The 24,646-nt window shown below is 29.0% G+C and carries 29 protein-coding genes and 1 pseudogene; 15 read left to right on the top strand and 15 right to left on the bottom strand.

The genetic code is table 11. The annotated features are described in order from the left end of the window. Positions 1-2: 2 nt before the first annotated feature. Positions 3-998: a DNA polymerase III subunit delta gene (holA, locus tag AC5SLO_RS06395; RefSeq protein ID WP_494573128.1), complete on the top strand. Its 996-nt coding sequence runs from the start codon at positions 3-5 to the stop codon at positions 996-998. Here the strand turns inward: holA and AC5SLO_RS06390 are convergent. The 9 genes and pseudogenes from AC5SLO_RS06390 to hemE all read right to left on the bottom strand — a co-directional run bounded on the left by AC5SLO_RS06390 (position 988) and on the right by hemE (position 10,499). Next, positions 988-1,836, bottom strand: a complete 849-nt coding sequence (locus tag AC5SLO_RS06390) for a ParB/RepB/Spo0J family partition protein (protein WP_494573127.1) — start codon at positions 1,834-1,836, stop codon at positions 988-990. The two genes, holA and AC5SLO_RS06390, sit on opposite strands and share 11 nt — an antisense overlap. Continuing rightward, complete coding sequence (locus AC5SLO_RS06385; protein WP_494573126.1) at positions 1,836-2,630, bottom strand: ParA family protein; 795 nt, start codon at positions 2,628-2,630, stop codon at positions 1,836-1,838. The genes AC5SLO_RS06390 and AC5SLO_RS06385 overlap by 1 nt, the downstream gene beginning before the upstream one ends. Continuing rightward, positions 2,631-3,268, bottom strand: a pseudogene (locus AC5SLO_RS06380) (16S rRNA (guanine(527)-N(7))-methyltransferase RsmG). It abuts the gene before it with no gap. Beyond that, positions 3,268-5,139, bottom strand: coding sequence for a tRNA uridine-5-carboxymethylaminomethyl(34) synthesis enzyme MnmG (gene mnmG / locus AC5SLO_RS06375; protein WP_494573125.1), 1,872 nt, complete (start codon positions 5,137-5,139; stop codon positions 3,268-3,270). The pseudogene AC5SLO_RS06380 and the gene mnmG overlap by 1 nt, the downstream one beginning before the upstream one ends. A 166-nt stretch (positions 5,140-5,305) precedes the next feature. Next, a complete protein-coding gene (gene mnmE / locus AC5SLO_RS06370) occupies positions 5,306-6,637 on the bottom strand; it encodes a tRNA uridine-5-carboxymethylaminomethyl(34) synthesis GTPase MnmE (RefSeq protein ID WP_494573124.1) in 1,332 nt (443 codons plus the stop codon). A gap of 61 nt (positions 6,638-6,698) precedes the next feature. Beyond that, complete coding sequence (gene rho / locus AC5SLO_RS06365; RefSeq protein ID WP_494573123.1) at positions 6,699-7,967, bottom strand: transcription termination factor Rho; 1,269 nt, start codon at positions 7,965-7,967, stop codon at positions 6,699-6,701. Positions 7,968-8,035: 68 nt separating this feature from the next. After that, on the bottom strand, positions 8,036-8,470 hold the full coding sequence (gene hemJ / locus AC5SLO_RS06360; RefSeq protein ID WP_494573122.1) for a protoporphyrinogen oxidase HemJ: 435 nt from the start codon (positions 8,468-8,470) through the stop codon (positions 8,036-8,038). After that, on the bottom strand, positions 8,463-9,497 hold the full coding sequence (hemH, locus tag AC5SLO_RS06355; protein ID WP_494573121.1) for a ferrochelatase: 1,035 nt from the start codon (positions 9,495-9,497) through the stop codon (positions 8,463-8,465). The genes hemJ and hemH overlap by 8 nt, the downstream gene beginning before the upstream one ends. After that, entirely contained in the window at positions 9,498-10,499 is a 1,002-nt protein-coding gene (gene hemE, locus AC5SLO_RS06350) for a uroporphyrinogen decarboxylase (protein WP_494573120.1), read from the bottom strand. Between the two features lie 285 nt (positions 10,500-10,784). Between hemE and AC5SLO_RS06345 the strand changes: the two genes are divergently transcribed. From AC5SLO_RS06345 to dnaQ, 5 genes are read left to right on the top strand one after another with little or no spacing between them, the layout of a single operon-like run. Continuing rightward, a complete protein-coding gene (locus AC5SLO_RS06345) occupies positions 10,785-11,612 on the top strand; it encodes a pyruvate, water dikinase regulatory protein (RefSeq protein ID WP_494573119.1) in 828 nt (275 codons plus the stop codon). Then, positions 11,602-12,186 (top strand): Maf family protein, encoded by a 585-nt coding sequence (locus AC5SLO_RS06340; RefSeq protein ID WP_494573118.1) that lies wholly within the window; start codon positions 11,602-11,604, stop codon positions 12,184-12,186. The genes AC5SLO_RS06345 and AC5SLO_RS06340 overlap by 11 nt, the downstream gene beginning before the upstream one ends. Next, positions 12,186-12,983 (top strand): shikimate dehydrogenase, encoded by a 798-nt coding sequence (gene aroE, locus AC5SLO_RS06335; protein ID WP_494573117.1) that lies wholly within the window; start codon positions 12,186-12,188, stop codon positions 12,981-12,983. Before AC5SLO_RS06340 ends, aroE begins: the two co-directional genes overlap by 1 nt. After that, the gene (gene coaE, locus AC5SLO_RS06330) at positions 12,980-13,549 is read left to right on the top strand and encodes a dephospho-CoA kinase (protein WP_494573116.1); all 570 of its coding nucleotides are present in this window, start codon (positions 12,980-12,982) and stop codon (positions 13,547-13,549) included. Before aroE ends, coaE begins: the two co-directional genes overlap by 4 nt. 1 nt (position 13,550) lies before the next feature. Further along, positions 13,551-14,219, top strand: a complete 669-nt coding sequence (gene dnaQ, locus AC5SLO_RS06325) for a DNA polymerase III subunit epsilon (RefSeq protein ID WP_494573115.1) — start codon at positions 13,551-13,553, stop codon at positions 14,217-14,219. On the opposite strand, the gene AC5SLO_RS06320 is transcribed toward dnaQ, so the two are convergent. Both AC5SLO_RS06320 and AC5SLO_RS06315 read right to left on the bottom strand, forming a co-directional pair. Continuing rightward, the gene (locus tag AC5SLO_RS06320; RefSeq protein WP_494573114.1) at positions 14,216-14,638 is read right to left on the bottom strand and encodes a protein-export chaperone SecB; all 423 of its coding nucleotides are present in this window, start codon (positions 14,636-14,638) and stop codon (positions 14,216-14,218) included. The two genes, dnaQ and AC5SLO_RS06320, sit on opposite strands and share 4 nt — an antisense overlap. After that, positions 14,622-15,044: an FxsA family protein gene (locus AC5SLO_RS06315; RefSeq protein ID WP_494573113.1), complete on the bottom strand. Its 423-nt coding sequence runs from the start codon at positions 15,042-15,044 to the stop codon at positions 14,622-14,624. The genes AC5SLO_RS06320 and AC5SLO_RS06315 overlap by 17 nt, the downstream gene beginning before the upstream one ends. Positions 15,045-15,102: 58 nt before the next feature. Here AC5SLO_RS06315 and AC5SLO_RS06310 point away from each other — a divergent pair, with 58 nt between their 5' ends. Next, on the top strand, positions 15,103-15,696 hold the full coding sequence (locus tag AC5SLO_RS06310) for a Tim44/TimA family putative adaptor protein (protein ID WP_494573112.1): 594 nt from the start codon (positions 15,103-15,105) through the stop codon (positions 15,694-15,696). Next, the gene (locus tag AC5SLO_RS06305; protein WP_494573111.1) at positions 15,697-16,122 is read left to right on the top strand and encodes a Smr/MutS family protein; all 426 of its coding nucleotides are present in this window, start codon (positions 15,697-15,699) and stop codon (positions 16,120-16,122) included. It abuts the gene before it with no gap. A gap of 3 nt (positions 16,123-16,125) precedes the next feature. On the opposite strand, the gene hslU is transcribed toward AC5SLO_RS06305, so the two are convergent. Both hslU and hslV read right to left on the bottom strand, forming a co-directional pair. Continuing rightward, the gene (gene hslU, locus AC5SLO_RS06300) at positions 16,126-17,493 is read right to left on the bottom strand and encodes an ATP-dependent protease ATPase subunit HslU (protein WP_494573110.1); all 1,368 of its coding nucleotides are present in this window, start codon (positions 17,491-17,493) and stop codon (positions 16,126-16,128) included. Beyond that, the gene (hslV, locus tag AC5SLO_RS06295) at positions 17,493-18,008 is read right to left on the bottom strand and encodes an ATP-dependent protease subunit HslV (RefSeq protein WP_494573109.1); all 516 of its coding nucleotides are present in this window, start codon (positions 18,006-18,008) and stop codon (positions 17,493-17,495) included. The genes hslU and hslV overlap by 1 nt, the downstream gene beginning before the upstream one ends. 91 nt (positions 18,009-18,099) lie before the next feature. Here hslV and hisB point away from each other — a divergent pair, with 91 nt between their 5' ends. The 7 genes from hisB to AC5SLO_RS06260 are packed head-to-tail and all read left to right on the top strand — an operon-like array spanning position 18,100 to position 21,965. Further along, a complete protein-coding gene (hisB, locus tag AC5SLO_RS06290; protein WP_271516978.1) occupies positions 18,100-18,690 on the top strand; it encodes an imidazoleglycerol-phosphate dehydratase HisB in 591 nt (196 codons plus the stop codon). A 5-nt stretch (positions 18,691-18,695) separates the two neighbouring features. Further along, on the top strand, positions 18,696-19,322 hold the full coding sequence (gene hisH / locus AC5SLO_RS06285; protein ID WP_494573108.1) for an imidazole glycerol phosphate synthase subunit HisH: 627 nt from the start codon (positions 18,696-18,698) through the stop codon (positions 19,320-19,322). Positions 19,323-19,324: 2 nt separating this feature from the next. After that, positions 19,325-20,044, top strand: coding sequence for a 1-(5-phosphoribosyl)-5-[(5-phosphoribosylamino)methylideneamino]imidazole-4-carboxamide isomerase (hisA, locus tag AC5SLO_RS06280; protein WP_494573107.1), 720 nt, complete (start codon positions 19,325-19,327; stop codon positions 20,042-20,044). After that, complete coding sequence (hisF, locus tag AC5SLO_RS06275) at positions 20,037-20,792, top strand: imidazole glycerol phosphate synthase subunit HisF (RefSeq protein ID WP_494573106.1); 756 nt, start codon at positions 20,037-20,039, stop codon at positions 20,790-20,792. The genes hisA and hisF overlap by 8 nt, the downstream gene beginning before the upstream one ends. 2 nt (positions 20,793-20,794) lie before the next feature. Beyond that, entirely contained in the window at positions 20,795-21,103 is a 309-nt protein-coding gene (gene hisE, locus AC5SLO_RS06270; RefSeq protein WP_494573105.1) for a phosphoribosyl-ATP diphosphatase, read from the top strand. Next, positions 21,100-21,465, top strand: a complete 366-nt coding sequence (locus tag AC5SLO_RS06265; RefSeq protein WP_494573104.1) for an HIT domain-containing protein — start codon at positions 21,100-21,102, stop codon at positions 21,463-21,465. The genes hisE and AC5SLO_RS06265 overlap by 4 nt, the downstream gene beginning before the upstream one ends. Continuing rightward, complete coding sequence (locus AC5SLO_RS06260; protein ID WP_271516994.1) at positions 21,462-21,965, top strand: GNAT family N-acetyltransferase; 504 nt, start codon at positions 21,462-21,464, stop codon at positions 21,963-21,965. Before AC5SLO_RS06265 ends, AC5SLO_RS06260 begins: the two co-directional genes overlap by 4 nt. A gap of 4 nt (positions 21,966-21,969) precedes the next feature. On the opposite strand, the gene AC5SLO_RS06255 is transcribed toward AC5SLO_RS06260, so the two are convergent. After that, complete coding sequence (locus AC5SLO_RS06255; protein ID WP_494573103.1) at positions 21,970-22,524, bottom strand: LolA family protein; 555 nt, start codon at positions 22,522-22,524, stop codon at positions 21,970-21,972. After that, a complete protein-coding gene (locus AC5SLO_RS06250) occupies positions 22,524-24,614 on the bottom strand; it encodes a DNA translocase FtsK (RefSeq protein WP_494573102.1) in 2,091 nt (696 codons plus the stop codon). The genes AC5SLO_RS06255 and AC5SLO_RS06250 overlap by 1 nt, the downstream gene beginning before the upstream one ends. Positions 24,615-24,646 lie beyond the last annotated feature (32 nt).

The raw sequence follows: 24,646 nt of genomic DNA, 5'->3' as shown, positions 1-24,646 counted from the left end.
AAATGATTTTAAAATCATTTGAACTAAATAAAATCAAATTAGAAAATTGTAATTTCTATCTTTTTTATGGAGATAATGAGGGTTTTAAAGAGGAAATAATTAAAAATTTTTTTGAAAAACAATATCAAGGAAATGTTTATAGATATGACGAAAAAGAAGTATTAGATAATGTTGGTAGTTTTTATAATAGTATATTAACAAAATCTTTTTTTGATAATAAAAAACTCATTATAATTAATAGAGTTTCAGATAAAATTAGAACGATTGTTGAAGAACTTATTGAAAAAAAAACAGAAGATATTCAGTTTATTTTAAATTCAAAAAATCTTGAAAAAAAATCAATTTTGAGAAAATTTTTTGAAAAGGAAAAGTCAATTATATGTGTCCCATTTTATGAGGATAATAATCAAACCCTAAACTCAATTGTTAGCCAATTTTTTAGAAATAAAAAAATTCCTATTTCACAGCAATTAATTAATATTTTAACCGAAAGAAGTAGAGGAGATAGAAAAAATCTTAATAATGAATTACAAAAAATAGAAAATTATTCTTTAAATAAGAAAACTATTAATCTGCAAGAGATAATTAAACTCACCAATCTTGCAGATAATTATAATGCATCAGAATTAATTGATCATTCGCTTGCTAAAAACACTAGAAAAACAGTCGCTATTTTCAATGAAAATAATTATTCAGATGAGGATAATATAATAATTATAAGAACATTATTGGCAAAACTTAAAAGACTGCTTAAAATTCATGAATTAATTGATGAAAAAGGAAATATTGATGAAGCAATTTCTTCTTTAAAACCTCCAATTTTTTGGAAAGATAAACCTGTTGTTACTCAACAATTAAAGGCTTGGGGTAAAAGGGAATTAAAAGATTTAATATATACAAGCAATGATATTGAATTATTGATAAAAAAAAATTCAACTATTGGTAAAAATATTCTTTCTGATTTTATTATTAATAATTCAAAAAAAATTAATAATTAGTTTTTATGATCGCTATTAATTTATTTAATTGATCAAGATCTTTATATTCTAGAATAAGGGATCCAGTATTATTTTTTTTATTCTTAATTAAAACATTAAGACCAATTTTATCTCTAACTGAGTTTTCTAAAGATTGTAAATTAATATCACGTGGTCCTTTAAAGGATTGTTTCTTTATTTTAAAAATTTTTACAAAATTTTCTGCTTGTCTAACAGAGAGATTTTTCTCAACTATTTTATTTGCAACAAATTCTGAATTATCAAGACCTACTAAAATTTTTGCATGCCCTGGAGTTATTTTTTTTGTCTCAATTAATTTCAAAACTCCATTTGGAAGTGTAAGCAGTCGTAAAAAATTAGTTATATGACTTCTACTTTTTCCAATAAATTCAGCTACTTTTTCCTGATCGTAGGAAAATTCATTTATCAATCTTTGATAACCTCGAGCTTCTTCTAATGCATTAAGATCGTTCCTTTGGACATTTTCAATTATTGCAAATTCTAATGACTTTAAATCATCAACATCTGTAATTACTACAGGTACATCATGAAGACCTGCCTTTTGAGCTGCCAACCATCTTCTCTCACCTGCAATTATTTCATATTTGGAGCTATCATCAGATGATTTTCTGACAATTATTGGCTGTATAATTCCTCTTTTTTTTATTGAATTAGTTAAGTCTTGCAAATTTTCTTCATCAAAAATTTTTCTAGGTTGGAACTTATTGCTCACTAAATTGCTGATAGATAATTTATTAATATTTACCTCTGTCTTTGTCTCACCTATTAATGAAGATAATCCTCTACCTAGACCCTTCTTTATTTTATTTGTATCCATTATGCAGCGCTCCCAATTGTTTCTTCTTGATTAATAAATTCATCTGTAAAGCTAAAATACGACTTACTTCCGGGACAAGATTTATCATAAATTAAAACTGGCATTCCATGTGATGGCGCTTCTGACAGTCTTACATTTCGTGGAATGACTGTTAAATAAACTTTATCGTTAAAAAAATCTCTAGCTTCCTTTTCAACTTGTGAGGATAATTTATTTCTCTTATCATACATTGTTAAAAGAATTCCTCTAATTCTTAAATCAGGATTTAAATTTGTTTTTATCCTTTCTATTGTTTTCATTAGCTGTGTTAATCCTTCTAGCGCAAAAAACTCTGTCTGCAATGGAACAACTAAGGAGTGGGATGAAACTAAAGCCATAACAGTGAGCAAACTAAGGGACGGAGGACAATCAATTAAAATATAATCATACTGTCCTCTAAAATCATTTAAATAAGCGGTTAATTCGCCTTTCAAAATAAAGGCTCGTTTACTATCTCCTGCGGTCTCAACCTCTAAACCAGACAAATCAACATTTGAAGTTACTACATCTAAATTTTGATAGTTTGTTTTTTTAATTACATTAGAAATTGACTTAGAGCCATTGAGAACAGCATAAATTGTTTCGTTAGAATTTTCTAAGTTTGATAAACCAAGTCCTGTTGTAGCATTACCTTGTGGATCAAGATCAATAATTAAAACTTTTTTTTCTTTTTGAGCCAATCCTGCAGCAAGATTAATTACAGTTGTAGTTTTTCCTACCCCACCCTTTTGATTTATTACAGATATAATTTGCATCTATTTTTTTTTAATATTTTTTATGTTTAATAAAAATGAATCTTGGCTTGTGATACTTTTTTTTTTTCAAAATCAAAATCCCAAATTTTTAAAGTGTCCTCTAAAGTTTTTTCGCTATTTTTACCCATAAATAAAATTAAATTTTTATAATTATTAAAATTATTGTAAACTAATTCTAAAACTATTGGTAAGGGCTTAAATGCTCTTGCCATTATTGTACCTGACTTTATATTTTTTATCTCAAAAATGTTTTTTTGTATTACTTCTGTTTCTAATTTTAATTCTCTAGATATTTTTCTTAAAAAAACGCTCTTATGATGACTTTTTTCGTATAAGTTAACTTTTATGTTTTTTTTTAAGTTTTTGATCAAAATTGACACTATTATTCCTGGGAATCCACCTCCTGAGCCTATATCTGTTACAATGTTACTGTTAAAATCAATAAAATCAATAGTTTGAGCAGAATCTACTATATGTCGTTCTCTTATTATATTTTCTTGTGCACTTTCCTTACTTATTAGGTTAATTTCTTCATTCTTGTTTTTTAATAGAATAATAAATTTTTCAAAATCTACACAAGTTTCACGTGAAACATTTTGATATTTTAATAGTGGATATTTATCTAAAATTTCTTCCATTAAGCTATAAGCTTAATAGACTTTCTTTTGACGTGTGACAACAAAATATATACAGCTGCTGGGGTTATTCCGTCAATTCTCAAAGCTTGACCTAAGGTTTTTGGCCTAATCAATTTAAATTTAGATTTTACCTCATTTGATAGACCTGAGAGGATATCATAGTTAAATTCATCAGGAATGGATAAATTTTCATCTCTCTTAAAGGCTAAAATATCTGATTTTTGCTTTTTTAAATATCCCATATAATGGGCATTAATTTCAACTTGCTCATCTATTTTTTCATCAAAAAAGGGAATATCAGGCCATATTTCTCTTATTTTTTGCATATTAACTCCTTTTTGAGACAAAATTTCATTTGATTTTCGTAAAACTCCATCCTGAGCTATATTTATCCCAAAATTCTTAACTTTATTTGGTGAAATTGATAATATTGACATTTTTTTCACTATTATTTTTAATTTTTTTGACTTTTCCTCAAAAAGGTCTTTTCTTATTTCACTTGTTAAACCAATTAAAATGCCTTTCTCCGTTAATCTTTGATCGGCATTATCGGCTCTCAGGGTTAGTCTATATTCAGCTCTAGAGGTAAACATTCTATATGGTTCAGCTACGCCTTTTGTTACAAGGTCATCTATCATAACGCCTATGTATGCATCAGATCTATCAAGAATAAAAGGTTCCTCATTTTTAAAAGATAGGGCAGCATTTATTCCTGCCATAAGCCCCTGTGCTGCAGCCTCTTCATAACCTGTCGTTCCGTTAATTTGTCCTGCGAGATACAAATTAGGTATTTTTTTTGTTTCAAGCGTTAAAAAAAGCTCTCTTGGATCTATATAATCATATTCTATAGCGTATCCAGGTCTAATTATCTTAACATTTTCTAAACCACTGATATTATTACATATTTCTTGTTGTACCTCCTCTGGAAGTGAGGTCGAAATACCATTGGGGTATATTGTATGATCATTTAGGCCCTCAGGCTCTAAATATATCTGATGCCGACTTTTATCAGCAAACTTTACTATCTTGTCCTCTATTGATGGGCAATATCTTGGGCCTACCCCCTGTATGCTACCGGAATACATAGCGCTCCGTTTTAAATTTTTTTGAATAATGTTGTGAACATTCTCATTCGTATAGGTCATTCTGCATGAAACTTGTTTGTTAATATTTTTTTTAGTTAAAAAAGAAAAAAAATAAGGATCCTCGTCTGCAAACTGTTCTTCTAAATTTTTATAGTTAATTGTTCTTGAGTCTAGTCGGGGAGGGGTGCCTGTCTTTAATCTTCCAATTTTAAAATTATATTTCTCCAACTGCTCACTTAATCCTGTTGAAGGTTTCTCATTATATCTTCCAGCTGGCGTTCTCTCTTCACCAATATGTATTAATCCATTTAAAAAAGTGCCTGTTGTTAGTATTAATTTATTACATAAAATTTTTTTTCCAGATTTTGTTTCAAATCCAGTTATAGTGTTTTTAGAAAAAATAAACTTAATTACAGGATCTGAAAAAACTGTTAAATTACAATAGTTTAATAGCTTTTCTTGCATATATTTACGATATAAAAATCTGTCTGATTGAGTTCTAGGACCTTGAACGGCAGGACCTCTACTTCTATTTAGCAGTCTAAATTGTATGCCTGATTTATCAGCAATCTCTCCCATAACACCATCTAATGCGTCTATCTCTCTAACTAAATGTCCTTTACCAAGACCACCTATCGCTGGATTACAAGACATCTCGCCTATCGTTTCAATCTTATGAGTGAACAGAGCGGTATTAACTCCAAGACGTGCAGAGGCTGCCGCAGCCTCACAACCAGCGTGTCCTCCACCAATAACCACTACTTCAAATGAGAAATCATTTTTCATAAGTTAAATTTATAACTGATATAAATATTTACAAGCAGACAGTATTTTTTTTTAGAGATGTTTATCTAAGACAATTGTGCTGTCTTTATTATTTAAATTAACGAATTAGTTATGTTTATCAACAAAAATGCAGAAAATATGCTGAGAAAAGCCCGGAAAATAATGCTTATTTGCCGATACAAAAATCGTTGAAAATACTACCTAATATCTCTTCAACATCTACTTTTCCAACTATCATTCCTAAATGTCGTGTTGCTAAACGAAGATCTTCTGCAGCTTTATCAAAATCCTCTGCTTCATTTTTTTCTTCAAAGTTTTTCAAATAATTTAAACTTTGTTCAAGATGTTGTCTGTGTCTTTCGCGAGTAATTAAAATATCTTCATTTGTGATAAATTTATTTTTTAATTTATCTTTAATTTTGAGAATTAAATTTTCTATGTTGAGATTGTTTTTTACTGAAATTAAAACATGTTCAAAATTTTTTATTTCAGAGCTTAAATCTTTTTTTAAAAGATCAGATTTATTGACTACAAGTATTGCATTTTCATCCATCAATTGCTTCAAAACTCCTTTAAAATCAATACTTTTAGCGTCTATAATGATCAATTTTAGGTCTGCATTTTCCGCCTTATCAAGGGCTAACTTTATTCCTTTTTTTTCTATTTCATTTTTAGAGTCTCTAATTCCTGCAGTGTCAGAAACCACAACTGGATATCCGTCAATATTTAAGTGGGTTTCTATTACGTCTCTTGTGGTCCCCGCTATCTCGGATACTATTGCAACATCTCTTTTTGATAGATAGTTTAGTAAACTAGATTTCCCAGCATTAGTTGGTCCTATAATTGCAATCTTAAAGCCTTCCCTAATTCTTTCTCCAACTTTTTGATCGTTTAAAATTTTTTTAATACTTAAAATAACTTCATTAGAAATTTTTTTAATATTTTTTAAAACATCAGCTGGTAAATCTTCATCGGGAAAATCTATTTTTGCTTCGACATTTGATAAAATTTTTAAAAGTTTTTCTCGAAGATCATTAAATATTTTTGATGATTTGCCATTCATTATTTTTACCGCTTGCTGCCTTTGAATTTCAGTCTCTGCTGAAATTAAATCTGCTATACTTTCGGCTTTAAGCAAATTTATTTTTCCATTTTGAAATGCAAGTTTTGTAAACTCACCAGGTTCTGCTAAGCGACAATTTTCAATTTGAGAAATAGATGAGTGAAGAGCGTCAATTACAGCTTTACTACCATGTACATGGAATTCTGCCATATCCTCGCCTGTGTAGCTCTCAGGGCCGGGAAACCATAATATTATACCCTCATCTATAAGCTCAGAAGTGTTAATTTTATTAATCTTTTTTAATGTGGCCACTCTTGCTTTTGGCAAATTCTCATTGGTCAACAACCTTATTATTTTTTTTGTATTTTCACCAGAAACTCTGATTATGGCTATTCCTGAAATACCAGGACCAGTTGATAGAGCATAAATTGTCATGCAAATATTATAGCTCCAATTTTACACTCATGTAAAACTTTAAATTAATGAAATAAATTTTTTAAGCTGGTTTGTTCATTGAATTAAAGAAATCTGCATTGCTTTTGGTTTCTTTAAGTTTTGAGTTAATAAATTCAATTGCATCCATAGTGCCCATTGGAGCAATAATTCTTCTCAGAACATTCATTTTTGAAAGATCGTCTTTGTTAAAAAGTAATTCTTCTCTTCTTGTTCCAGACTTGGTTATATCGATTGCAGGATAAATTCTTTTATCAGCAATTTTTCTATCAAGAACTGTTTCACTATTTCCTGTTCCTTTAAATTCTTCAAAAATTACTTCGTCCATTCTTGAACCGGTATCAATTAAAGCAGTTGAGATAATTGTTAAAGATCCACCTTCTTCAATATTTCTAGCTGCTCCAAAAAATCTTTTTGGTCTTTGTAACGCGTTCGCATCGACGCCACCTGTTAAAACTTTTCCAGAACTTGGAATAACTGCGTTATAGGCTCTGCCCAGTCTAGTAATTGAGTCTAATAAAATAACCACATCTTTTTTATGTTCCGTTAGTCTTTTTGCTTTTTCGATAACCATTTCAGCAACAGCAACATGTCTTGAAGCGGGCTCATCAAATGTTGAGCTAATAACTTCACCTTTAACTGTTCTTTGCATGTCTGTCACTTCCTCTGGTCTTTCATCAATTAACAAAACCATTAAATAACTTTCTGGATAATTTTTTGCGATAGAATTTGCTATGCTTTGTAAGATCATAGTTTTACCAGCCTTAGGAGGTGAAATAATAATTGATCTTTGACCCTTGCCTATTGGACTTACAAGATCAATCAATCTGGGTGTTAAGTCTGGTTTTTTTTCTATTTTAGTTGTTTCAATTTCCATGACCATTTGTTGGTCTGGGTAGAGGGGTGTTAAGTTATCAAATGCTATTTTGTGACGAGCCTTTTCGGGTTCCTCAAAATTTATTTTACTAACCTGCAATAATGCAAAGTATCTTTCGCCTTCTTTTGGAGCTCTAACGGGGCCTTCAACAGTATCACCTGTTCTTAAACCAAACTTTCTTATTTGACTTGGACTAACATATATATCATCAGGACCAGCTAAATAATTTGATTCCATGGCTCTTAAAAAACCAAAACCATCTTGTAATAATTGCAAAACACCGGCACCAGTAATTTCCTCTTTTTCTGCAACTTTTTTTAATATGGCAAATAATATTTCTTGCTTTCTAAGTGTGCTCGCATTTTCAATTCCAAGCTCTTCTGCTTGTGTAATTAATTGTTCAGATGATTTTAATTTAAGTTCTTGAATATTCATGTTATGGGGGGCGTGTTTGAGGTTTGTATGATAGATTAAATATATATACTCTTTAAAATATTACAAGTCTAAATGGGTTTAAATATTACAATAAAAACAATCAAAATTAACAATATAGTTGGCACTTCATTAAGTATTCTAAAAAATTTTGATGATTTTGTATTTCTGTTCAGGCTAAAGTCTTTGAGCAATTTAAATAAATAGAAATGATAAATCGTTAACAAGATAACAAATAATAATTTCAACTTTACCCAAAGTGTAAAAAAAACATCAGTTCCTATAGTAAGAATTAAAATAAATCCAAAAATCCAACTTAAAATCATGGCCGGCATCATAATGTAAAAAAATAACTTTCTTTCCATGGTTTTAAAAATAGAAGAAGAGTTTTGATCGTTTAAGTTTTCAACATGATATACAAAAATTCTTGGTAGATATAAAAGTCCTGCCATCCAAGAAATTACGGCTATCAAATGTAGACTTTTGAATAATAAATAACTATTCATGATTTAAACAAGGACATTTTTTAAATTCTAAAGGACATTGGATTTTTGGAGGATAAAGACCATCCTTAAATTTATATTCATTTTTTTTAATTATTAAATCTGACATTGTTTTAATAAAATCTTCATTTGTTCCAAGGGCAGGGACTCTTGTGTAATTCTTGCAACCATTTGCATCCGCAAGCTCTTTATATTCTATGTCTAGTTCAACAAGTGTTTCTGAGTGTTCAGAGACAAACGCAATAGGCACCAGGACTATATGTTTTCCAATTTTAGAGTTTTCTATAATGATATCTTCTGTTGATGGTCCAATCCATTTAAGTGGACCAACTCTACTTTGGTAACTTAATATCCAATCTAAGTTTTCAATATTTAATTCTTCCACTATCTTTTTTACTGACTGTTCTACTTGCCATTGATAGGGGTCTCCTTTTTTAATATTTTTTTCTGGCAAACCGTGTGCTGAAAATATTAACTTAAAGTTTTTTAAATCTTTTATCTTTTTAAGTATTTCTTTTGTGTGAGCTTTTAGAAAGTTCTGATCGGTTGGATAACAACAAATGGTACTTGTTTTAACCTTATACTGATTTTTTTTACAAACATCTTTCCATTCTTTAATTGAAGACCCGGAAGTAGCTGCAGAATATTGGGGATAGAGGGGCATTAAAATAACTTCCTCTGGATTAAAAAATTGTACTTCTTTAATCACTTGCTCCGCTCTTGGGTGCCAACACCTCATAACTATAAAACATTTATAATCGTCAATCTTTTGATCTTGATTAATTTTTTTTTCAAGGGCGTCTGATTGTTCTTTTGTTAGTTTTAATATTGGTGATGCGCCACCAAGTTCTTCATAAATTTTTTTTGCAACGGGCGCTCTTCTATTAGAAATTAATTTTGCGAGAGGATATCTTAGAAAAGTTGGTAAATTTAATATTGCGGGATCATTAAACAAATTAAATAAAAAAGGCTCAACATTTTCTATTTTGTCTGGCCCCCCAAGATTAAATAAAATTATTGCTTTTTTCATTTAATAATCTTTTACCATCTTAACTAAATAATCAACCATTTCAGGGTTGGTCTCTGGCAAAACACCGTGACCTAAATTAAAAATATAAGGATGGTCTTTAAATATATTTAAGTATTTTAATGCTTGTTTTTTAAGGTTGCTTATATCTGTTAGTAAAACCTTAGGATCCAAGCCACCTTGTACAGGAATGTTTATAGATTTACATATTAAAGTTGGGTCTACATCATAATCGATATTAACTGCATCCGGATTAACTATATCACAATAATTTTTATAATTTTTTATTCCTCTAGGAAAACAAATTACAGGAACATTAAGTGATTTAACATGATTCACCAAACTTAATGTTGGATTATAAACATAATTGGGTAAATCGTTTTCATCTAACAATCCAGCCCAACTATCAAAAATTTGTATTATGTTTGCTCCATTTTTTATTTGTTGATCAATATGTATTTTTAGAAATTTATCTAGTATTAATATAATTTTTTTTATTAAAATTTTATCTTCAAAAATTTTTTTTAATAATTCTTTTTTTGGTGAACGTTTATTAATCATATAAACCAATAATGTCCAAGGTGCGCCAACAAAACCTATTAAATTTTTATTATTAATTAAATTTTGTTCACTTACTTTCTTGATAGATTTGTAAACTGGATCCAATTTTTTTAAAAAATCTGTTTCATTAATATTTGCCAAATCTTCTAAATTTAAATCTCCTAACTGGGGGCCAAAGTCTTTTTTAAATTCTACTTTTTGATTTAATCCATAAGGCAACATTAAAATATCTGAAAAAATTATTGCAGCATCCAATTCGAATCTTTTTAAAGGTTGTAAAGTAATTTCAGATGACAGTGTTTCATTTAAACATAATTTTACAAAATCTGGATTATTTTTTCTAATTACTCTAAACTCGGGTAAATATCTTCCTGCTTGCCTCATTAACCATATGGGTGTATTTGTGGTTTTTTTATTTAATATTGTTTCTTGAATAGGAGTCATAATAATAAGTAATTATTTAATTATAGTATTAGTTATATAGTATGTGAATAATGGTAATAAATTGTTTTACCAACTTTATACACTTTTTATTAACAATTAATAATATTCAAGATCTCTTTTTAAATAATAACACTAATATGTTTTTTAATCTTGTTCGATAAGTTGTATATAAATAGTTCACATGTTTATTAATGTTTATAAAAACGTTGTTTTACAATAAAAAATAATAAACTTCATTAATGGAAAAAATGATAAAAATAATACTTAATTATCAACATTTTATTCATGAGTAATACATATCAAATTTATCTTGTTTCTGACTCCACAGGTGAAACTCTGGATAGAGTATTTTTAGCAATTAAAGCACAATTTAAAAATATAGAATATGACGTTAAATCTTATTTTTTTACAAGAACAGAAAATCAGGTGATTAAAATTATTGAAGAAGCAAAAAAAAACCCAAATGCTATAATTTTATACACAATTGTTGATAGCTCACTTGCTAAATTTTTAGGCAATAAAAGTGATGAAAAAAAAATTCCTTGTTTTAGTGTTTTAGGAAATCTAATCCTAAATTTTTCTAAACTTTTAAACCAAAAAGCATCACACAAACCTAGCGGACAACACGAACTCAATGAAGAGTATTATGAAAGAATAGAGGCCATTCAATTTACTATGGCTCATGATGATGGCAACTTAGTTCAGGACATTGGCAAAGCTGATTTAGTGTTGTTGGGAGTTAGCAGGACCAGCAAAACTCCAACCTCTATCTATCTTGCAAACAGGGGACTTAAAACACTAAATATTCCATTAGTCAACGAAAACTCAATTCCAGAAACATTAAAAAGAAATCCAAAATTATCTTGTGTTGTTGGGCTAACAACTGAACCCGAAAGATTAGTTGCTATAAGAAAAAATAGAATGAACACATTAAAAGAGACAGAAAACACAAGCTATACAGATATAAAAAAAATTGAAAAAGAAATTATTGAAGCAAAAAAAACATTTGTAAAATATAAATGGCCAATAATTGATGTCACAAGAAAATCAGTTGAAGAGACAGCAGCCTCGATAATTAAAATTCATGAAATATTTAAAAATAATGATCAATAAAATAATACTTGCCTCAAAAAGTGGAGTAAGAAAAAAAATTTTGGAAGATAATGGAATTGCTTGCAGAGTCGAACCATCTAATATTGATGAAGATAGCTTTAAAAAAAGTCTGTTAAAACAAAATGCAACACCGACAATTATTTCGAAGAATTTAGCAGAACTAAAAGCAAATAAAATAAGTCAAAAATTTACCAACGAAATAATTTTGGGAGCAGACAGTGTTATCGATTTAGAAGGACAAATAATATCAAAACCGCATGATAGAACTGAGGCCATTAAAATACTTCAAAAACTAAATGGCAAAACCCATCAATTGGTTAGTTCTGTCTGTATTTCAAAAGGAGGTTCGATGATATGGAATCATACGGACAAAGCTTCATTAACCATGAAAAACATGAGTTTTTTAGAGTTAGAAGATTATTTGGCTAAAATTTCAGATGAAGCACTTTATGCCTATAATGTTTATCAAATTGAAGGAGAGGGGAGAAATTTATTTTCTAGAATTGATGGAGATGAGGACACCATTATGGGATTACCCATCAAACAAATAAAGGAATATTTAAATATATTTTAATGATTAAAAAATTTTTAGTTATTGGCAATCCAATACAGCATTCTTTATCGCCAGATTTACACAATTATTGGATTAAAAAAAACAAGATAAGAGCATCCTATGAAAAAAAACTAATAGAAGAAGACGGTTTAAAAAAATTAATTTCTGATATCATGGAAGAGAACATTCATGGAGCAAATATAACGGTTCCATTTAAAAATAAAATTATACCTTTGTTGGACTCTTTAACTTCTGAAGCTGATATATCGCAGTCTGTAAACACAATTTATAAAATGAAAAATAAAATTATAGGAGACAACACTGATATAGAAGGTTTTAAAATTGCTTTAGAAAAGACAAAACAAACCATAGAAAATAAAACGGCACTTATTTTAGGGGCAGGTGGAGTAGTTCCATCAATAATTATTGCTTTAAAAAAATTAAAAATAGATAAAATTTTTATCACTAACAGAACAGAGAAAAAGGCAACCGAAATTAAAAAGACCTTTTCTGATGTAGAAATAATAAGATGGGGAGAAATAATTGATTTTGATATTATTATAAATGCCACTAGTCTCGGCCTGGACAAAGAAGACATGATTAAATTAGAGTATGAAAAAATTAGCAAAGATAAGTTTTTCTATGATGTAATTTACAGCCCCAACGAAACAAATTTTTTAAAAGAGGCGAAGAAGTTTGGCGGAAAAGTTGAAAATGGAAAAACAATGTTTTTATATCAAGCTCAAAAGGCTTTTTTTATATGGCATGGCGTTCTACCAGAAATAGATACAGAGGCCATTAATTTACTTAATTTATGATTAGAATAGCTGTTTTAGGAGGTATAGGGTCTGGAAAAACGTACATAGCTAAACTTTTTAATTTTCCAGTTTTTAATGCAGATTTAGAGGTTGCTAAAATTTATAAAAACAACAGACAATGTTTTAAGAAATTAAAGAAAAAATTACCAGAATATTTTTTGTCATTCCCAGCAAAAAAAGATCAAATTATAAGAGCAATAACAAATAATGAGGAAAATTTAAAAGAAATAACAAAAATTATTCATCCAGAAATTAGAAAAAAAATGCATATATTTTTAAAAAATAATAAAAAAAATAAAGTAGTTGTTTTAGATATCCCCCTTTTTCTTGAAAATAAACTAAATAAAAAAGGTGATATTTTAATCTTCATTCAATCAAATAAATCAGAAACCATTAAAAGATTAAAAAAGAGAGATAATTTTAATATTGATTTACTCAAAAAATTTAAAAAAATTCAACTTCCTTTGAGTTTTAAAAAAAATAAATCAAATTATATAATTAAAAATAACTTTACAAAAAAACCTGTTAGACAAAGAATAGAAAGAATACTAAAAAAAATTATATAAAATGAAAGAAATTGTATTAGATACAGAAACAACAGGACTATCAGTTAAAGACGGACATAGAATTGTAGAAATTGGCTGTATCGAGCTAGATAATTTAGTGCCAACAAAAAATAAGTTTCACTGTTACCTTAATCCTGAAAGAAAAGTTTCTGAAAGAGCGCTAGAAGTTCATGGCTACACAGATGAATTTTTATCCACACAAAAAAAATTTTCAGAGATTGTAGAAGAGTTTTTAAGTTTTATTGAAAATAAGAGATTGGTAATTCATAATGCTGAATTTGACTTATCACATTTAAATAATGAATTAGCATTATTAGGTAGGGAAAAAATTGAGAACAAAAATGTTATTGATACGCTTGCTTTAGCTAGAGACAAGTTCCCTGGCTCACCTACAAGTCTTGACGCACTTTGTAAAAGATATCGTGTAGACAATTCAAAACGAACACAGCATACAGCCCTTATAGACTGCGATTTATTAGCGAAAGTTTATATTAACTTATTAGATCAAAAAGAGCCTACACTTAATTTTAAAAACGAAGATAATGAAAGAACAATAATTAGCGCAAACAATACAAACCAATATTATAAAAAAATTGTAAAGCCCACTGATGAAGAGCTAAAGCTGCATAAAGAATATATAAAAAATAGTTTAAAAAAAAATTTTTTTTAATTAGCTCTTTGTTTATATAGTTCCGTAAAGTCTATTTTTTTATCAATTGTTACCTCTGGAAATCCAGAGTTATGAAGCAAATTTAGAAATGTTTTCTCTAGATTTGGATAAATTTTATTTTGAACATCACACAATATAATCTTTTCTAAATCTTTTTTATCACTTACAGCTTCATCAATTTTTACAATAGAGGTATAAATTATTTCAAAATAGGATCTTTTTTCACTTAACTCTTTGTCATCAAATTTTAATTTAGTATTAACTTCGATCATTTTATTTTTTAATGGTTTTGAGTTAATATCAATATTTAGATGGTATTTTGAAATTTGTTCCTTAACAAAAATATAAGTTTGAACATCAGCTGTCTCACTCGAAATATCTTTTACAAACTCAGCTAATATTTTAAAATTTTCTGTCATTTTCATCCTCTATATCTTCAAATTCGCCATTAATAAAACCTTGTTTTTTATTTACGGGTTTTTGTTTATTTGATACTTTTTTAAATATTAATTTTCTTGTTGGTGGAAATATTATTAATAATCCTATGAAATCAGTAGCAAATCCAGGTAAAATTAAAAGTAGTGCAGCAAAAGCCAAGGCTGCTCCAGAAATAATTTCGTAAACTGGAAGTTCATTTTTTACCATTTGAGACATCCCAGATCGCAATGTATTAAAACCTTCATATCGGGCATAAACAATGCCAAAAAACGCAGTAACAAAAATCAATAAAATTGTATTAAAAGCACCTATTTGAGAGCCTAATTTGATAAATAAATAAATCTCAACAACCGGAATACCTATGAGTAATAATAAAAATGTGTTCATTTGTCCTTAGTCTAAATTGCTAGTTGTAATTAATCAACATAGTAAATATTATTAAAATATGAATTATAGTTTTGAATACATCGATATTATTCTTTTAGCAATGATAGCGGGCTTCATATTCTTACGTTTACGTGGAATACTTGGAAAGAAAACTGGTTTTGAGGGGAAATTTCCTTCACCAATTGAAAAAGAATTCCAGAAAACAAACATCACTCCAAAACCAGTAAGCACAAATTTTGATGAACAATCACAAAAAGAATTTTTAAAAGGTGCAAAAATAGCCTATGAAACAATTATTACTGACTTTAGTGATAGTGATAATAAATTGATAGCTAGCAAATCTCTTTTAAGTAAAAAAATTTATGACCAGTTTAAAGAAGCGCTTGAAGAAAGAGAGAGAAAGGGTCAGTTTGCAGAAATTACGTTTATAGGAATTAAGTCAGCATTAGTAAAGTCTCATAAAAAAATAGAAAGTAGTTTAGAGGTTACTGTGGATTTTGTTAGTGAAATAATTACTTGTGTGAAAGATAAAGAAAAAAAAATAATTTCTGGTGATAGTGAAAAAATTAAAACTGTTTATGATACATGGGTTTTTTCAAGAGATCTTAAGTCAAATAATCCAAATTGGTTGCTAATTGATACACTTACGTAATTGATTAAAAAAATTTCAGATAAAGATAAAAAAGACTGGGAAAATTTTTTAAAAAACAAAGAAAAAATACCCAATAAAGATTTCATTGTTAATAAAAAAATAAGACATGAAAAAATAAAAAAAATAGATCTTCATGGTTTTACACTTCAAGAAGCAAACAAGGGCATAGAGCAATTTATTCAAAAGTCTTTTACTGAAGATGTCACTAAAATTATAGTAATTACTGGAAAAGGTTTAAGGTCTAAAAATGTTCAAAACCCTTATCTCTCAAAAGATTTGAGCATATTAAAATATTCAGTTCCTGAATTTATTGAGTCAAATAAGAATCTAATGAAAATGATTATAGAAATTACTGACGCTAAAATTGAAGACGGTGGTAGTGGCGCATTTTATATTTATCTTAGAAATAAAAATAAACTTAAGTAATTGTTAAAGAATAAATTTAGAGAGATCAGTATCTTTAACTAGCTCATCTAGGTTTTGTTTAACATATTGAGAATTGATTATAATCTTTTCCCCAGACCTATCTGTTGCAGTAAAACTTATATCATCTAAAATTCTTTCAATAATTGTATGAAGTCTTCTTGCACCAATATTTTCTACTGTAGAATTTACTTCAGATGCTATATTGGCAATTGCATCAATTCCATCATCAGAAAACTCTAGCTCTACATTTTCAGTTTTAAGTAAAGCAACATATTGCTTAATTAAACTATAGTCAGGCTCTTTAAGTATTCTTTTAAAGTCATCACTATTTAAAGCTTCAAGCTCTACTCTTATAGGTAGCCTTCCTTGTAATTCTGGTAATAGATCTGAAGGTTTTGCCAATTGAAATGCTCCAGAGGCAATAAATAAAATGTGATCTGTTTTAATTGGACCATATTTTGTACTTACAGTAGTTCCTTCAATCAAAGGAAGAAGATCTCTTTGTACACCTTCTCTAGACACATCTCCTCCAACTCTATCCGCTCTTCCTGAAATTTTATCAATTTCATCTAAAAAAACTATTCCATTATTCTCTGTTGAATTTTTTGCAGATTTAATAATTTTGTCTTCCTCAATTAACTTATCAGCCTCATCATTTATTAAAATTTCATGAGACTCTTTAACAGTCATCTTTTTCTTTTTTGGTTTATTGCCAACTGATTTACCAATCATTTCGCCAATATTAATCATGCCAATATTAGCCCCAGGCATTCCAGGAATTTCAAATGAGGCTTGAGAACCACTATTATTCACTGCGATTTCAATTTCATTATCATCTAAATCTCCGTCTCTTAATCTTTTTCTAAAACTTTCTCTTGTAGCAAGGCTTGCTTTATCACCCACTAAAGCATCTAAAACTTTTTCCTCAGCAAGCTTTTGTGCTTTTGCATATACTTCTTTTCTTTTCTTTACTTTTTCCATAGCAATAGCAATTTCAAGAAGATCTCTTATAATTTGTTCAACATCTCTTCCAACATAGCCAACTTCAGTAAATCTTGTTGCTTCTACTTTCACAAAAGGGGCTTCTGCCAATTTAGAAAGTCTTCTAGAGATTTCAGTTTTACCAACACCTGTCGGTCCTATCATTAAAATGTTTTTAGGTAGAACTTCATTTTTCATTTCACCTTGTAGGGCTTGTCTTCGCCATCTATTCCTTAGAGCTATCGCAACAGCCTTTTTGGCTTTGTTTTGACCAACTACATATCTATCTAATTCTGATACTATTTCTCTCGGAGATAAAGAGCTAACTAACGATCCATCGTCGTTTCGAATCTTTTCTTTTGGAAAGGGAGTAACGTTTGTGTCTTTCATTAAATTTTTTCTATTTTAATATTATCATTGGTAAAAACACAAATTTCTGATGCAATCTTAATAGCTTTTCTTGCAACTTCTTCTGCGCTCAAATCTGTTTCTAATAAAACTTTAGCTGCTGCTAATGCATAGTTTCCACCCGAACCTATACCAATTGCATCACCTTCTGGCTCAAGAACATCACCAGTTCCAGAAATTATATAACTATTTTCTTTGTCACCAATTGCCATTAAAGCTTCTAATCTTCTTAAATATTTATCAGTTCGCCAATCTTTAGCTAATTCAACAGCAGCACGTGGTAGGTTTCCGGCGTGCTTTTCAAGTTTTGCTTCCAATCTTTCAAACAAAGTTAAAGCATCAGCAGTAGACCCTGCAAATCCTGCTATTACATTTCTTTTATCAATTTTTCGAACTTTTGCTGCTGTGCTTTTGATCACAGTATTTCCCATACTAACTTGACCGTCTCCAGCAACGACAACTTCGTTGTTTTTTCTAATAAGCACTATTGTAGTCATAGATTATAAATGGATATTAATTTTAATTCTTCAAGTGCTCGATTACTAATATTGATATAGTTAGCTAATCTCTATATACCTATTAAATATTATGAGTAGAAAAGGAAAAGTTTCAAGAAAAACAAAAGAGACTAGCATTAGTGTTGATTTAAATATTGATGGTAAAGGCAAATATAATATTGATACAGGCATAGGTTTTTTAGATCATATGCTTGAGCAACTATCCAAGCATTCACTAATTGATATTAATCTTAAGGCAAAAGGTGACACACACATTGATCTTCATCACACAACAGAGGATACTGGAATTGCTATTGGTGAGGCTTTAAAGAAGGCATTGAAAGACTATGCAGGGATAAAAAGATATGCCCATGCAATGATACCAATGGATGAAACCTTAACAAGAGTTGCAATTGATGTCTCAAACAGACCATATTTAATATGGAAAGTTAAGCTTAAAGTAGAAAGACTTGGTGAGATGGATACAGAACTTTTTAAAGAGTGGTTTCAAGCATTTTCTCAATCAGCAGGCATAACACTCCATATGGAAAACATCTATGGAGACAATAGTCATCATATAATTGAGTCTTGCTTTAAGGCTCTAGCAAGATCGCTGAGAACTGCTTTAGAAATAGATCCTAGAAATAAAAAAAGCATACCATCAACTAAAGGCTCATTATAAGCTTAATGAATGTCACAATTGTTGATTATAATTCAGGAAACATAAGCTCTGTAATAAATTCTTTTAAGGAAGCTGCAAAAGATAAAGTTAAAATCGAAGTAACCTCCAATCTAAATAAAATAAAATCAAGTGATAAACTTGTATTGCCAGGACAGGGATCTTTTAAGAGCTGTGTTGATGCATTAAGCGGTATAAATGGTTTGATAGAAACACTCAATGAGTTTGCAATAATAAATAAAAAACCTCTTCTTGGGATTTGCGTTGGTTTACAAATGTTTGCAGATCTTGGTTATGAAGAAACCGAAACAAAAGGCCTGGGATGGATTTCAGGCAAAGTTTCAAAGATTGATAATCAAAATAATAAATTCAAACTTCCACACATTGGTTGGAATGAAATAAAAATTATTAAAGAAAGCAAGATTTTTAAGGATATAAAAAATAAATCACACATGTACTTTGTGCATAGTTATGAATTTATTCCAGAAGATAAAAGTACAATTTCATCAACAACAGAATACTCATCAAATATTGTTTGCTCTGTTGAAAAAGAAAATATTTTTGGAACTCAGTTTCACCCTGAAAAAAGTGATAGAATTGGATTAAAGCTCATAGAAAATTTTTTGAATTTATAGAAATGAAAATATTTCCAGCAATTGATATTAAAGATAAAAAGTGTGTAAGATTAGTTAGGGGAGATTTTAATAACAAAACTGAATATCAAATATCACCAGTTGACCAAGCTGAAAAATATAAAGAGCATGGTTTTAAAAATTTACACATAGTTGATTTAGATGGTGCTCTAACTGGAAAGACAGTTAATTTAGATATTATTCAACAAATAGTACATAATTTTGATTTAAAAATTGAAGTAGGAGGGGGGATTAGAACCATTGATAGTATTCAAAAATATACAGATATAGGAGTTGAAAAAGTTATTTTAGGAAGTGCAGCCATAAAAGATAAAAATTTTTTAAAAGAAGCATGTCAAAAATTTCCAAATAAAATTGCCTTAGGTTTAGATGCTAAAGATGGGTATTTGTCTGTTTCAGGATGGAAGGAAAACTCTAATCAATTAACGTTAGATTTTTTAAAAGAGGTTAATGACTTTGGTGTTAGTAGATTAATTTATACAGATATAAATAGAGATGGCATGAAGCAAAGTCCTAATTTTGAAGAAACGATAAACGTTGCGGAAATATCAAATTGTCCCGTGATTATATCTGGTGGAGTTTCATCCATAGACGATATTATAAAAGCAAAGAATTTAAAAAATGTTGAAGGTATAATAGTTGGTAAAGCTATATATGACGGTGATATTAGCTTAGATGAATTAATAAAAGAAATTGATGCTTAAAAATAGAATTATTCCTTGTCTTGATGTTAAGAATGGTCGTGTTGTTAAAGGAATTAATTTTGTTGATCTAAAAGATGCAGGTGACCCAGTTGAGCAGGCTAAAATTTATAGTGAGGGTGGTGCTGATGAGATTTGTTTTTTAGACATTACTGCTTCCAATGAAAATAGAGACACAATTTATGACGTTGTTGAAAGAACATCTAAAAAATGCTTTGTGCCCTTAACAGTTGGTGGAGGGGTTAGAAGCATTGATGATATTAGTAAATTATTAAATTGTGGAGCAGATAAAGTTTCGATCAATACCGCAGCAGTTCAAAATCCTGAAATGATAATTGAAAGTTCAAAAAATTTTGGATCACAGTGCATTGTGGTTGCTATTGATGCAAAAAAAAATGGTGATAATTGGGAAGTTTTTACTCATGGTGGAAGAAATAATACGAACTTAGATGCAATAGATTTTGCAAAAAAAATGGAAGATAGTGGAGCAGGAGAGCTATTGATCACTTCGATGGATAGAGATGGTACCCAAATTGGTTATGACAATGATTTAATATTTAAGATATCCTCAATAGTCAACATACCTGTTATTGCCTCAGGTGGTGTAGGAAATTTAGATCACTTAGTAGATGGTATAAAATTAGGAAATGCCAGTGCAGTACTAGCTGCATCTATTTTTCATTATGGAACCCATTCAATAAAGGAAGCTAAACAATATTTGAATTCAAAAGGAATTCCCGTTAGAATTTAAAGATGTCAGAAAATCTATTAAACTTAGTAAATACAATTAGAGAAAGAAAAAATAAAGACAAAGACAAATCTTATACATCATCATTGTTGTCTGGTGGTCTATCAAAATGTATAGACAAAATGGAGGAAGAATTTGATGAACTTAAAGAAGCTTTAAATGATAAGTCAAACGAAGTTCATGAAGCAGCAGATACAATTTATCATCTATTAGTCACACTAGAAGCAGCTAACATTAAATTTGAGGATGTTCTACAAGAGCTAGAAAATAGGAAAAACCAATCAGGAATTGAGGAAAAAAATAATAGAAAATGATTTACGACAAGAATAATATTTTTGCGAAAATTTTACGAAAAGAAATTCCTTGTAAAAAAATTTTTGAGAATGAACATGTTTTATCCTTCTATGATATTAACGCTCAAAAAAAAATTCATGCTCTGGTAATACCAAAAGGTGAATATATTGACCTAGATGATTTTAATCAAAAAGCTTCAGATGAAGAAATTGTTGCCTTGAGTAAAGCAATTACAGAGGTATCAAAAATATTAGATATATCAACAGATACAGGCAAAGGTTATAGAGCACTTACTAACTTGGGGGAACATGGAGGACAAGAAGTTCCTCATTTACACTTTCACTTATTTGGTGGTGAAAAAATAGGAAAAATGGTTGAGTGACAGAAAAAATTTTTAGAAATTATTTAGAAATTAAATCTCTAGAAGATTTTAAAGAAGTAGAAGCACCCTCGCAGTATAGTTTTGTAGAATTACTTAATCCTAAAGATTTTCAATTAAATAAATTCTTCTATAAAAATGTAGGGAAAAACCATCGTTGGATTGATAGATTGATTTGGACAGATTTAAATTGGATTGAATATGTATCTAATAAAAAACTTTTTACTTATGTTTTAAAAGAAAAAAATGAGATTGCAGGTTATTACGAATTGTTATTTTATGAAAATAATAAAGAGGCAGAAATTGCTTATTTTGGAATTTTAGAAGAATATTTTGGAAAAAAATTAGGTGGATATTTACTTAGTGAGGCAATCAAAAATTCATTTAATCAGGGAGCAAAAAGAGTTTGGGTACACACTTGTTCACTTGACCATGAGAATGCCTTAAAAAATTATTTAGCAAGAGGAATGAAAGTTTTTAAAACAGAAACTCTAATTAGATAGAATTTTAGTTATTTTTTGGTAACTTGAATTTGTTATAATCTAATTTTTGATTTATCTTAATTGAAGAAATAAATGTAATACTCAAATTTTGATATATATCTTCTGTTTGCCATCCAATTAAGTTTAAATTTTTTTTGTCAAAAAAAATATTTATTTCATTATTATTTTCAAAAATTTTAAAGTTAAGATATTTATTGTCTATATTCCTTGGTTCTAACTCTTGTATTTTAGAAATTAGATACTTTTTATCTAGCAAATACTGCAATGGCGTTTTAGCAAGTGGGTAAATATAATAATTACCACTATTGTTAATCTTAATTACTAAAGATTTTCCATTAGAGACAAGGACTTTCTTATTTGATCCACTATACTCACACCAAATTTTTCCTGGATATTCCAAGACACACATTCCATTTTCACTTTTATCATCAACAGTTTGAATAAAATTAAAACTTAAATTATTAGTGCTTTTCATTTTTGCAATTATATCTTCCTTCATAGATGGTAATGCAGGATTATAAAAGTTTAGCAAAATAAATATTATTAATATCCTAGGCATTATAGGACATCTCTTTTACCAACATGGTTTGCTTTGCTAACAATTCCATCAGCCTCCATCATATCAATAATTCTAGCCGCCCTATTGTATCCTATTTGCAATTTTCTTTGTAAAAATGAAGTTGAGGCTTTACCTTCTGACTTAATTATATCTAAGGCTGCTTGATATAATTCATCTTTATCTCCATTATTAGATCCAGTATCACCACTATCTTTTTCATCCACAAAATTTAAGATTTCATCTATATAGTCTGGTTCTGCCTGGACTCTTAAATAGTTATTTACCTTTTCAATTTCATTGTCAGAAACAAAGGGTGCATGAATTCTCACTATTCGATTAGCAGATGACATATAAAGCATATCTCCTTTCCCAAGTAATTGTTCAGCTCCTTGTTCTCCTAAAATTGTTCTACTATCAATTTTTGAAGTGACTTGAAAAGAAATTCTTGTAGGAAAGTTTGCTTTAATAGTGCCTGTAATTACATCAACACTAGGTCTTTGAGTGGCCATTATAATGTGAATACCAGCGGCTCGGGCCATTTGTGAGAGCTTTTGAATATAATTTTCTATTTCTTTTCCTGCTACCAACATCAAATCAGACATTTCATCCACTACCACAACAATGTAAGGCATAGACAAAGTATGTTTTGCATTATATCCATCAATATTACGGACACCTTCTTTTGTCATAAGTCTATACCTATTCTCCATTTCTTTAACAACCCAACCTAAAACTGAAGCAGCTTTTTTTGCCTCTGTAATAACTGGACATAACAAATGGGGAATTCCCTCATACGTAGACAGCTCTAACATTTTAGGATCGATTAATATAAATTTACATTTATCAGGTGCGTGCCTGTAAAGAAGAGAAAGAATAATAGTGTTGATACATACAGACTTTCCAGAGCCAGTTGTGCCTGCTATTAATAAATGAGGCATAGATGCCAAATCACCAACAATAGGTATTCCAGAAATATTTTTTCCAAGCGCTATTGGTAGTCTTACGTCTTTTTTATTAAAGTCAGCATGTGAGAGAATTTCACTAAGAAAAACATTTTCTCTAGTAGAGTTGGGCAATTCTATACCAATAGTACTTCTTCCAGGTATAGTTGCTATTCTTGCAGATTCGGAGCTAGTATTTCTAGCGATATCATCTGAGAGGTTAATAATTTTTGAAACCTTAACACCTGCTGCTGGTTCAAATTCATTAAGAGTTACAACAGGCCCATGACTAACTTTTTTAATATTACCGCTAACTCCAAAGTCTAAAAGGATTTTTTCCAAGAATTCACTATCAATGTAATCTTCATCTTGGAGCTTAGCTTTTTCTTTTTCAGTTGGGATTTTTAATAAATCTACAGAAGGTAATTTAAATCTTACCTTTTTGGTGAAATCTTTATTTTCACTTTTAATAAATGGAAGATCATCTTGAATTAAGCTTTTTATCTCATCTTGTGGTATATACTCACTAATAATTTCATTTTCATTAGTGTAATTCTTTTCTTTTTTAGAAAACAGAAATTTGAATAATTTTTTTATAGTATTATAAAAAAAATTAATTCTAAATTGAATACTTATTAAAAAAATAGTCAAAATTAAAAAAATTAATAAATAATAAGATATTTGTGAATTGATATTGATCATTGATGCCAGAAAAGTTGTTTCAAGGTACTTACCAATAAAACCTCCATTACCATTAATATAAAGATTAAATGCCGTAGGATAAAAAAAAGAAAAAAACAAAGATCCAATTAAAGAATAAATTAAAGTGTAGAAAATATTTTCTATTATTAATAAAATTTTCTTATTTAAAACAATATTAATTCCACAAATTATAAGACTGAAAGGAATTAATAAAGATATAAAACCAAAAGACTGAAAAAAAAGATCAGAAGTAAAGCTTCCTCGGAAACCAAGTAGATTTTGGATTACGGTGTTATCCGGAAAAATAAAATTTGGATCATCAGGTGAAAAACTAACCAATGAAATTAACAATAAAACACCTGCAATTATGATACCCAAACCCAAAATCTCAATTATTCTATTTATTCCAAAGTTAATTGTATTGTTTGCTAGTTTTTTAAATTCCATAAATTAATTAATCAGATTAATCACTTTGTATC

It is taken from the genome of Candidatus Pelagibacter sp. PS_44, assembly GCF_059417735.1.
Note: the sequence above shows the minus strand (reverse complement) of the source record. Positions and strands in the feature narration are given on the sequence as shown.

Coding starts and splice junctions, on each gene's coding strand:
- aroE (WP_494573117.1), top strand. CDS start 12,186: ATGATTAAAAAATTTTTAGTTATTGGCAATCCAATACAGCATTCTTTA.
- AC5SLO_RS06265 (WP_494573104.1), top strand. CDS start 21,100: ATGATTTACGACAAGAATAATATTTTTGCGAAAATTTTACGAAAAGAA.
- rho (WP_494573123.1), bottom strand. CDS start 7,967: ATGAATATTCAAGAACTTAAATTAAAATCATCTGAACAATTAATTACA.
- hisA (WP_494573107.1), top strand. CDS start 19,325: ATGAAAATATTTCCAGCAATTGATATTAAAGATAAAAAGTGTGTAAGA.
- hslV (WP_494573109.1), bottom strand. CDS start 18,008: ATGACTACAATAGTGCTTATTAGAAAAAACAACGAAGTTGTCGTTGCT.
- hemH (WP_494573121.1), bottom strand. CDS start 9,497: ATGAAAAAAGCAATAATTTTATTTAATCTTGGGGGGCCAGACAAAATA.
- AC5SLO_RS06390 (WP_494573127.1), bottom strand. CDS start 1,836: ATGGATACAAATAAAATAAAGAAGGGTCTAGGTAGAGGATTATCTTCA.
- hisH (WP_494573108.1), top strand. CDS start 18,696: ATGAATGTCACAATTGTTGATTATAATTCAGGAAACATAAGCTCTGTA.
- hemE (WP_494573120.1), bottom strand. CDS start 10,499: ATGACTCCTATTCAAGAAACAATATTAAATAAAAAAACCACAAATACA.
- AC5SLO_RS06345 (WP_494573119.1), top strand. CDS start 10,785: ATGAGTAATACATATCAAATTTATCTTGTTTCTGACTCCACAGGTGAA.
- AC5SLO_RS06310 (WP_494573112.1), top strand. CDS start 15,103: ATGAATTATAGTTTTGAATACATCGATATTATTCTTTTAGCAATGATA.
- hisB (WP_271516978.1), top strand. CDS start 18,100: ATGAGTAGAAAAGGAAAAGTTTCAAGAAAAACAAAAGAGACTAGCATT.
- AC5SLO_RS06255 (WP_494573103.1), bottom strand. CDS start 22,524: ATGCCTAGGATATTAATAATATTTATTTTGCTAAACTTTTATAATCCT.
- hisE (WP_494573105.1), top strand. CDS start 20,795: ATGTCAGAAAATCTATTAAACTTAGTAAATACAATTAGAGAAAGAAAA.
- AC5SLO_RS06320 (WP_494573114.1), bottom strand. CDS start 14,638: ATGACAGAAAATTTTAAAATATTAGCTGAGTTTGTAAAAGATATTTCG.
- hslU (WP_494573110.1), bottom strand. CDS start 17,493: ATGAAAGACACAAACGTTACTCCCTTTCCAAAAGAAAAGATTCGAAAC.
- AC5SLO_RS06340 (WP_494573118.1), top strand. CDS start 11,602: ATGATCAATAAAATAATACTTGCCTCAAAAAGTGGAGTAAGAAAAAAA.
- hemJ (WP_494573122.1), bottom strand. CDS start 8,470: ATGAATAGTTATTTATTATTCAAAAGTCTACATTTGATAGCCGTAATT.
- holA (WP_494573128.1), top strand. CDS start 3: ATGATTTTAAAATCATTTGAACTAAATAAAATCAAATTAGAAAATTGT.
- hisF (WP_494573106.1), top strand. CDS start 20,037: ATGCTTAAAAATAGAATTATTCCTTGTCTTGATGTTAAGAATGGTCGT.
- AC5SLO_RS06250 (WP_494573102.1), bottom strand. CDS start 24,614: ATGGAATTTAAAAAACTAGCAAACAATACAATTAACTTTGGAATAAAT.
- coaE (WP_494573116.1), top strand. CDS start 12,980: ATGATTAGAATAGCTGTTTTAGGAGGTATAGGGTCTGGAAAAACGTAC.
- mnmE (WP_494573124.1), bottom strand. CDS start 6,637: ATGACAATTTATGCTCTATCAACTGGTCCTGGTATTTCAGGAATAGCC.
- AC5SLO_RS06385 (WP_494573126.1), bottom strand. CDS start 2,630: ATGCAAATTATATCTGTAATAAATCAAAAGGGTGGGGTAGGAAAAACT.
- dnaQ (WP_494573115.1), top strand. CDS start 13,551: ATGAAAGAAATTGTATTAGATACAGAAACAACAGGACTATCAGTTAAA.
- AC5SLO_RS06315 (WP_494573113.1), bottom strand. CDS start 15,044: ATGAACACATTTTTATTATTACTCATAGGTATTCCGGTTGTTGAGATT.
- mnmG (WP_494573125.1), bottom strand. CDS start 5,139: ATGAAAAATGATTTCTCATTTGAAGTAGTGGTTATTGGTGGAGGACAC.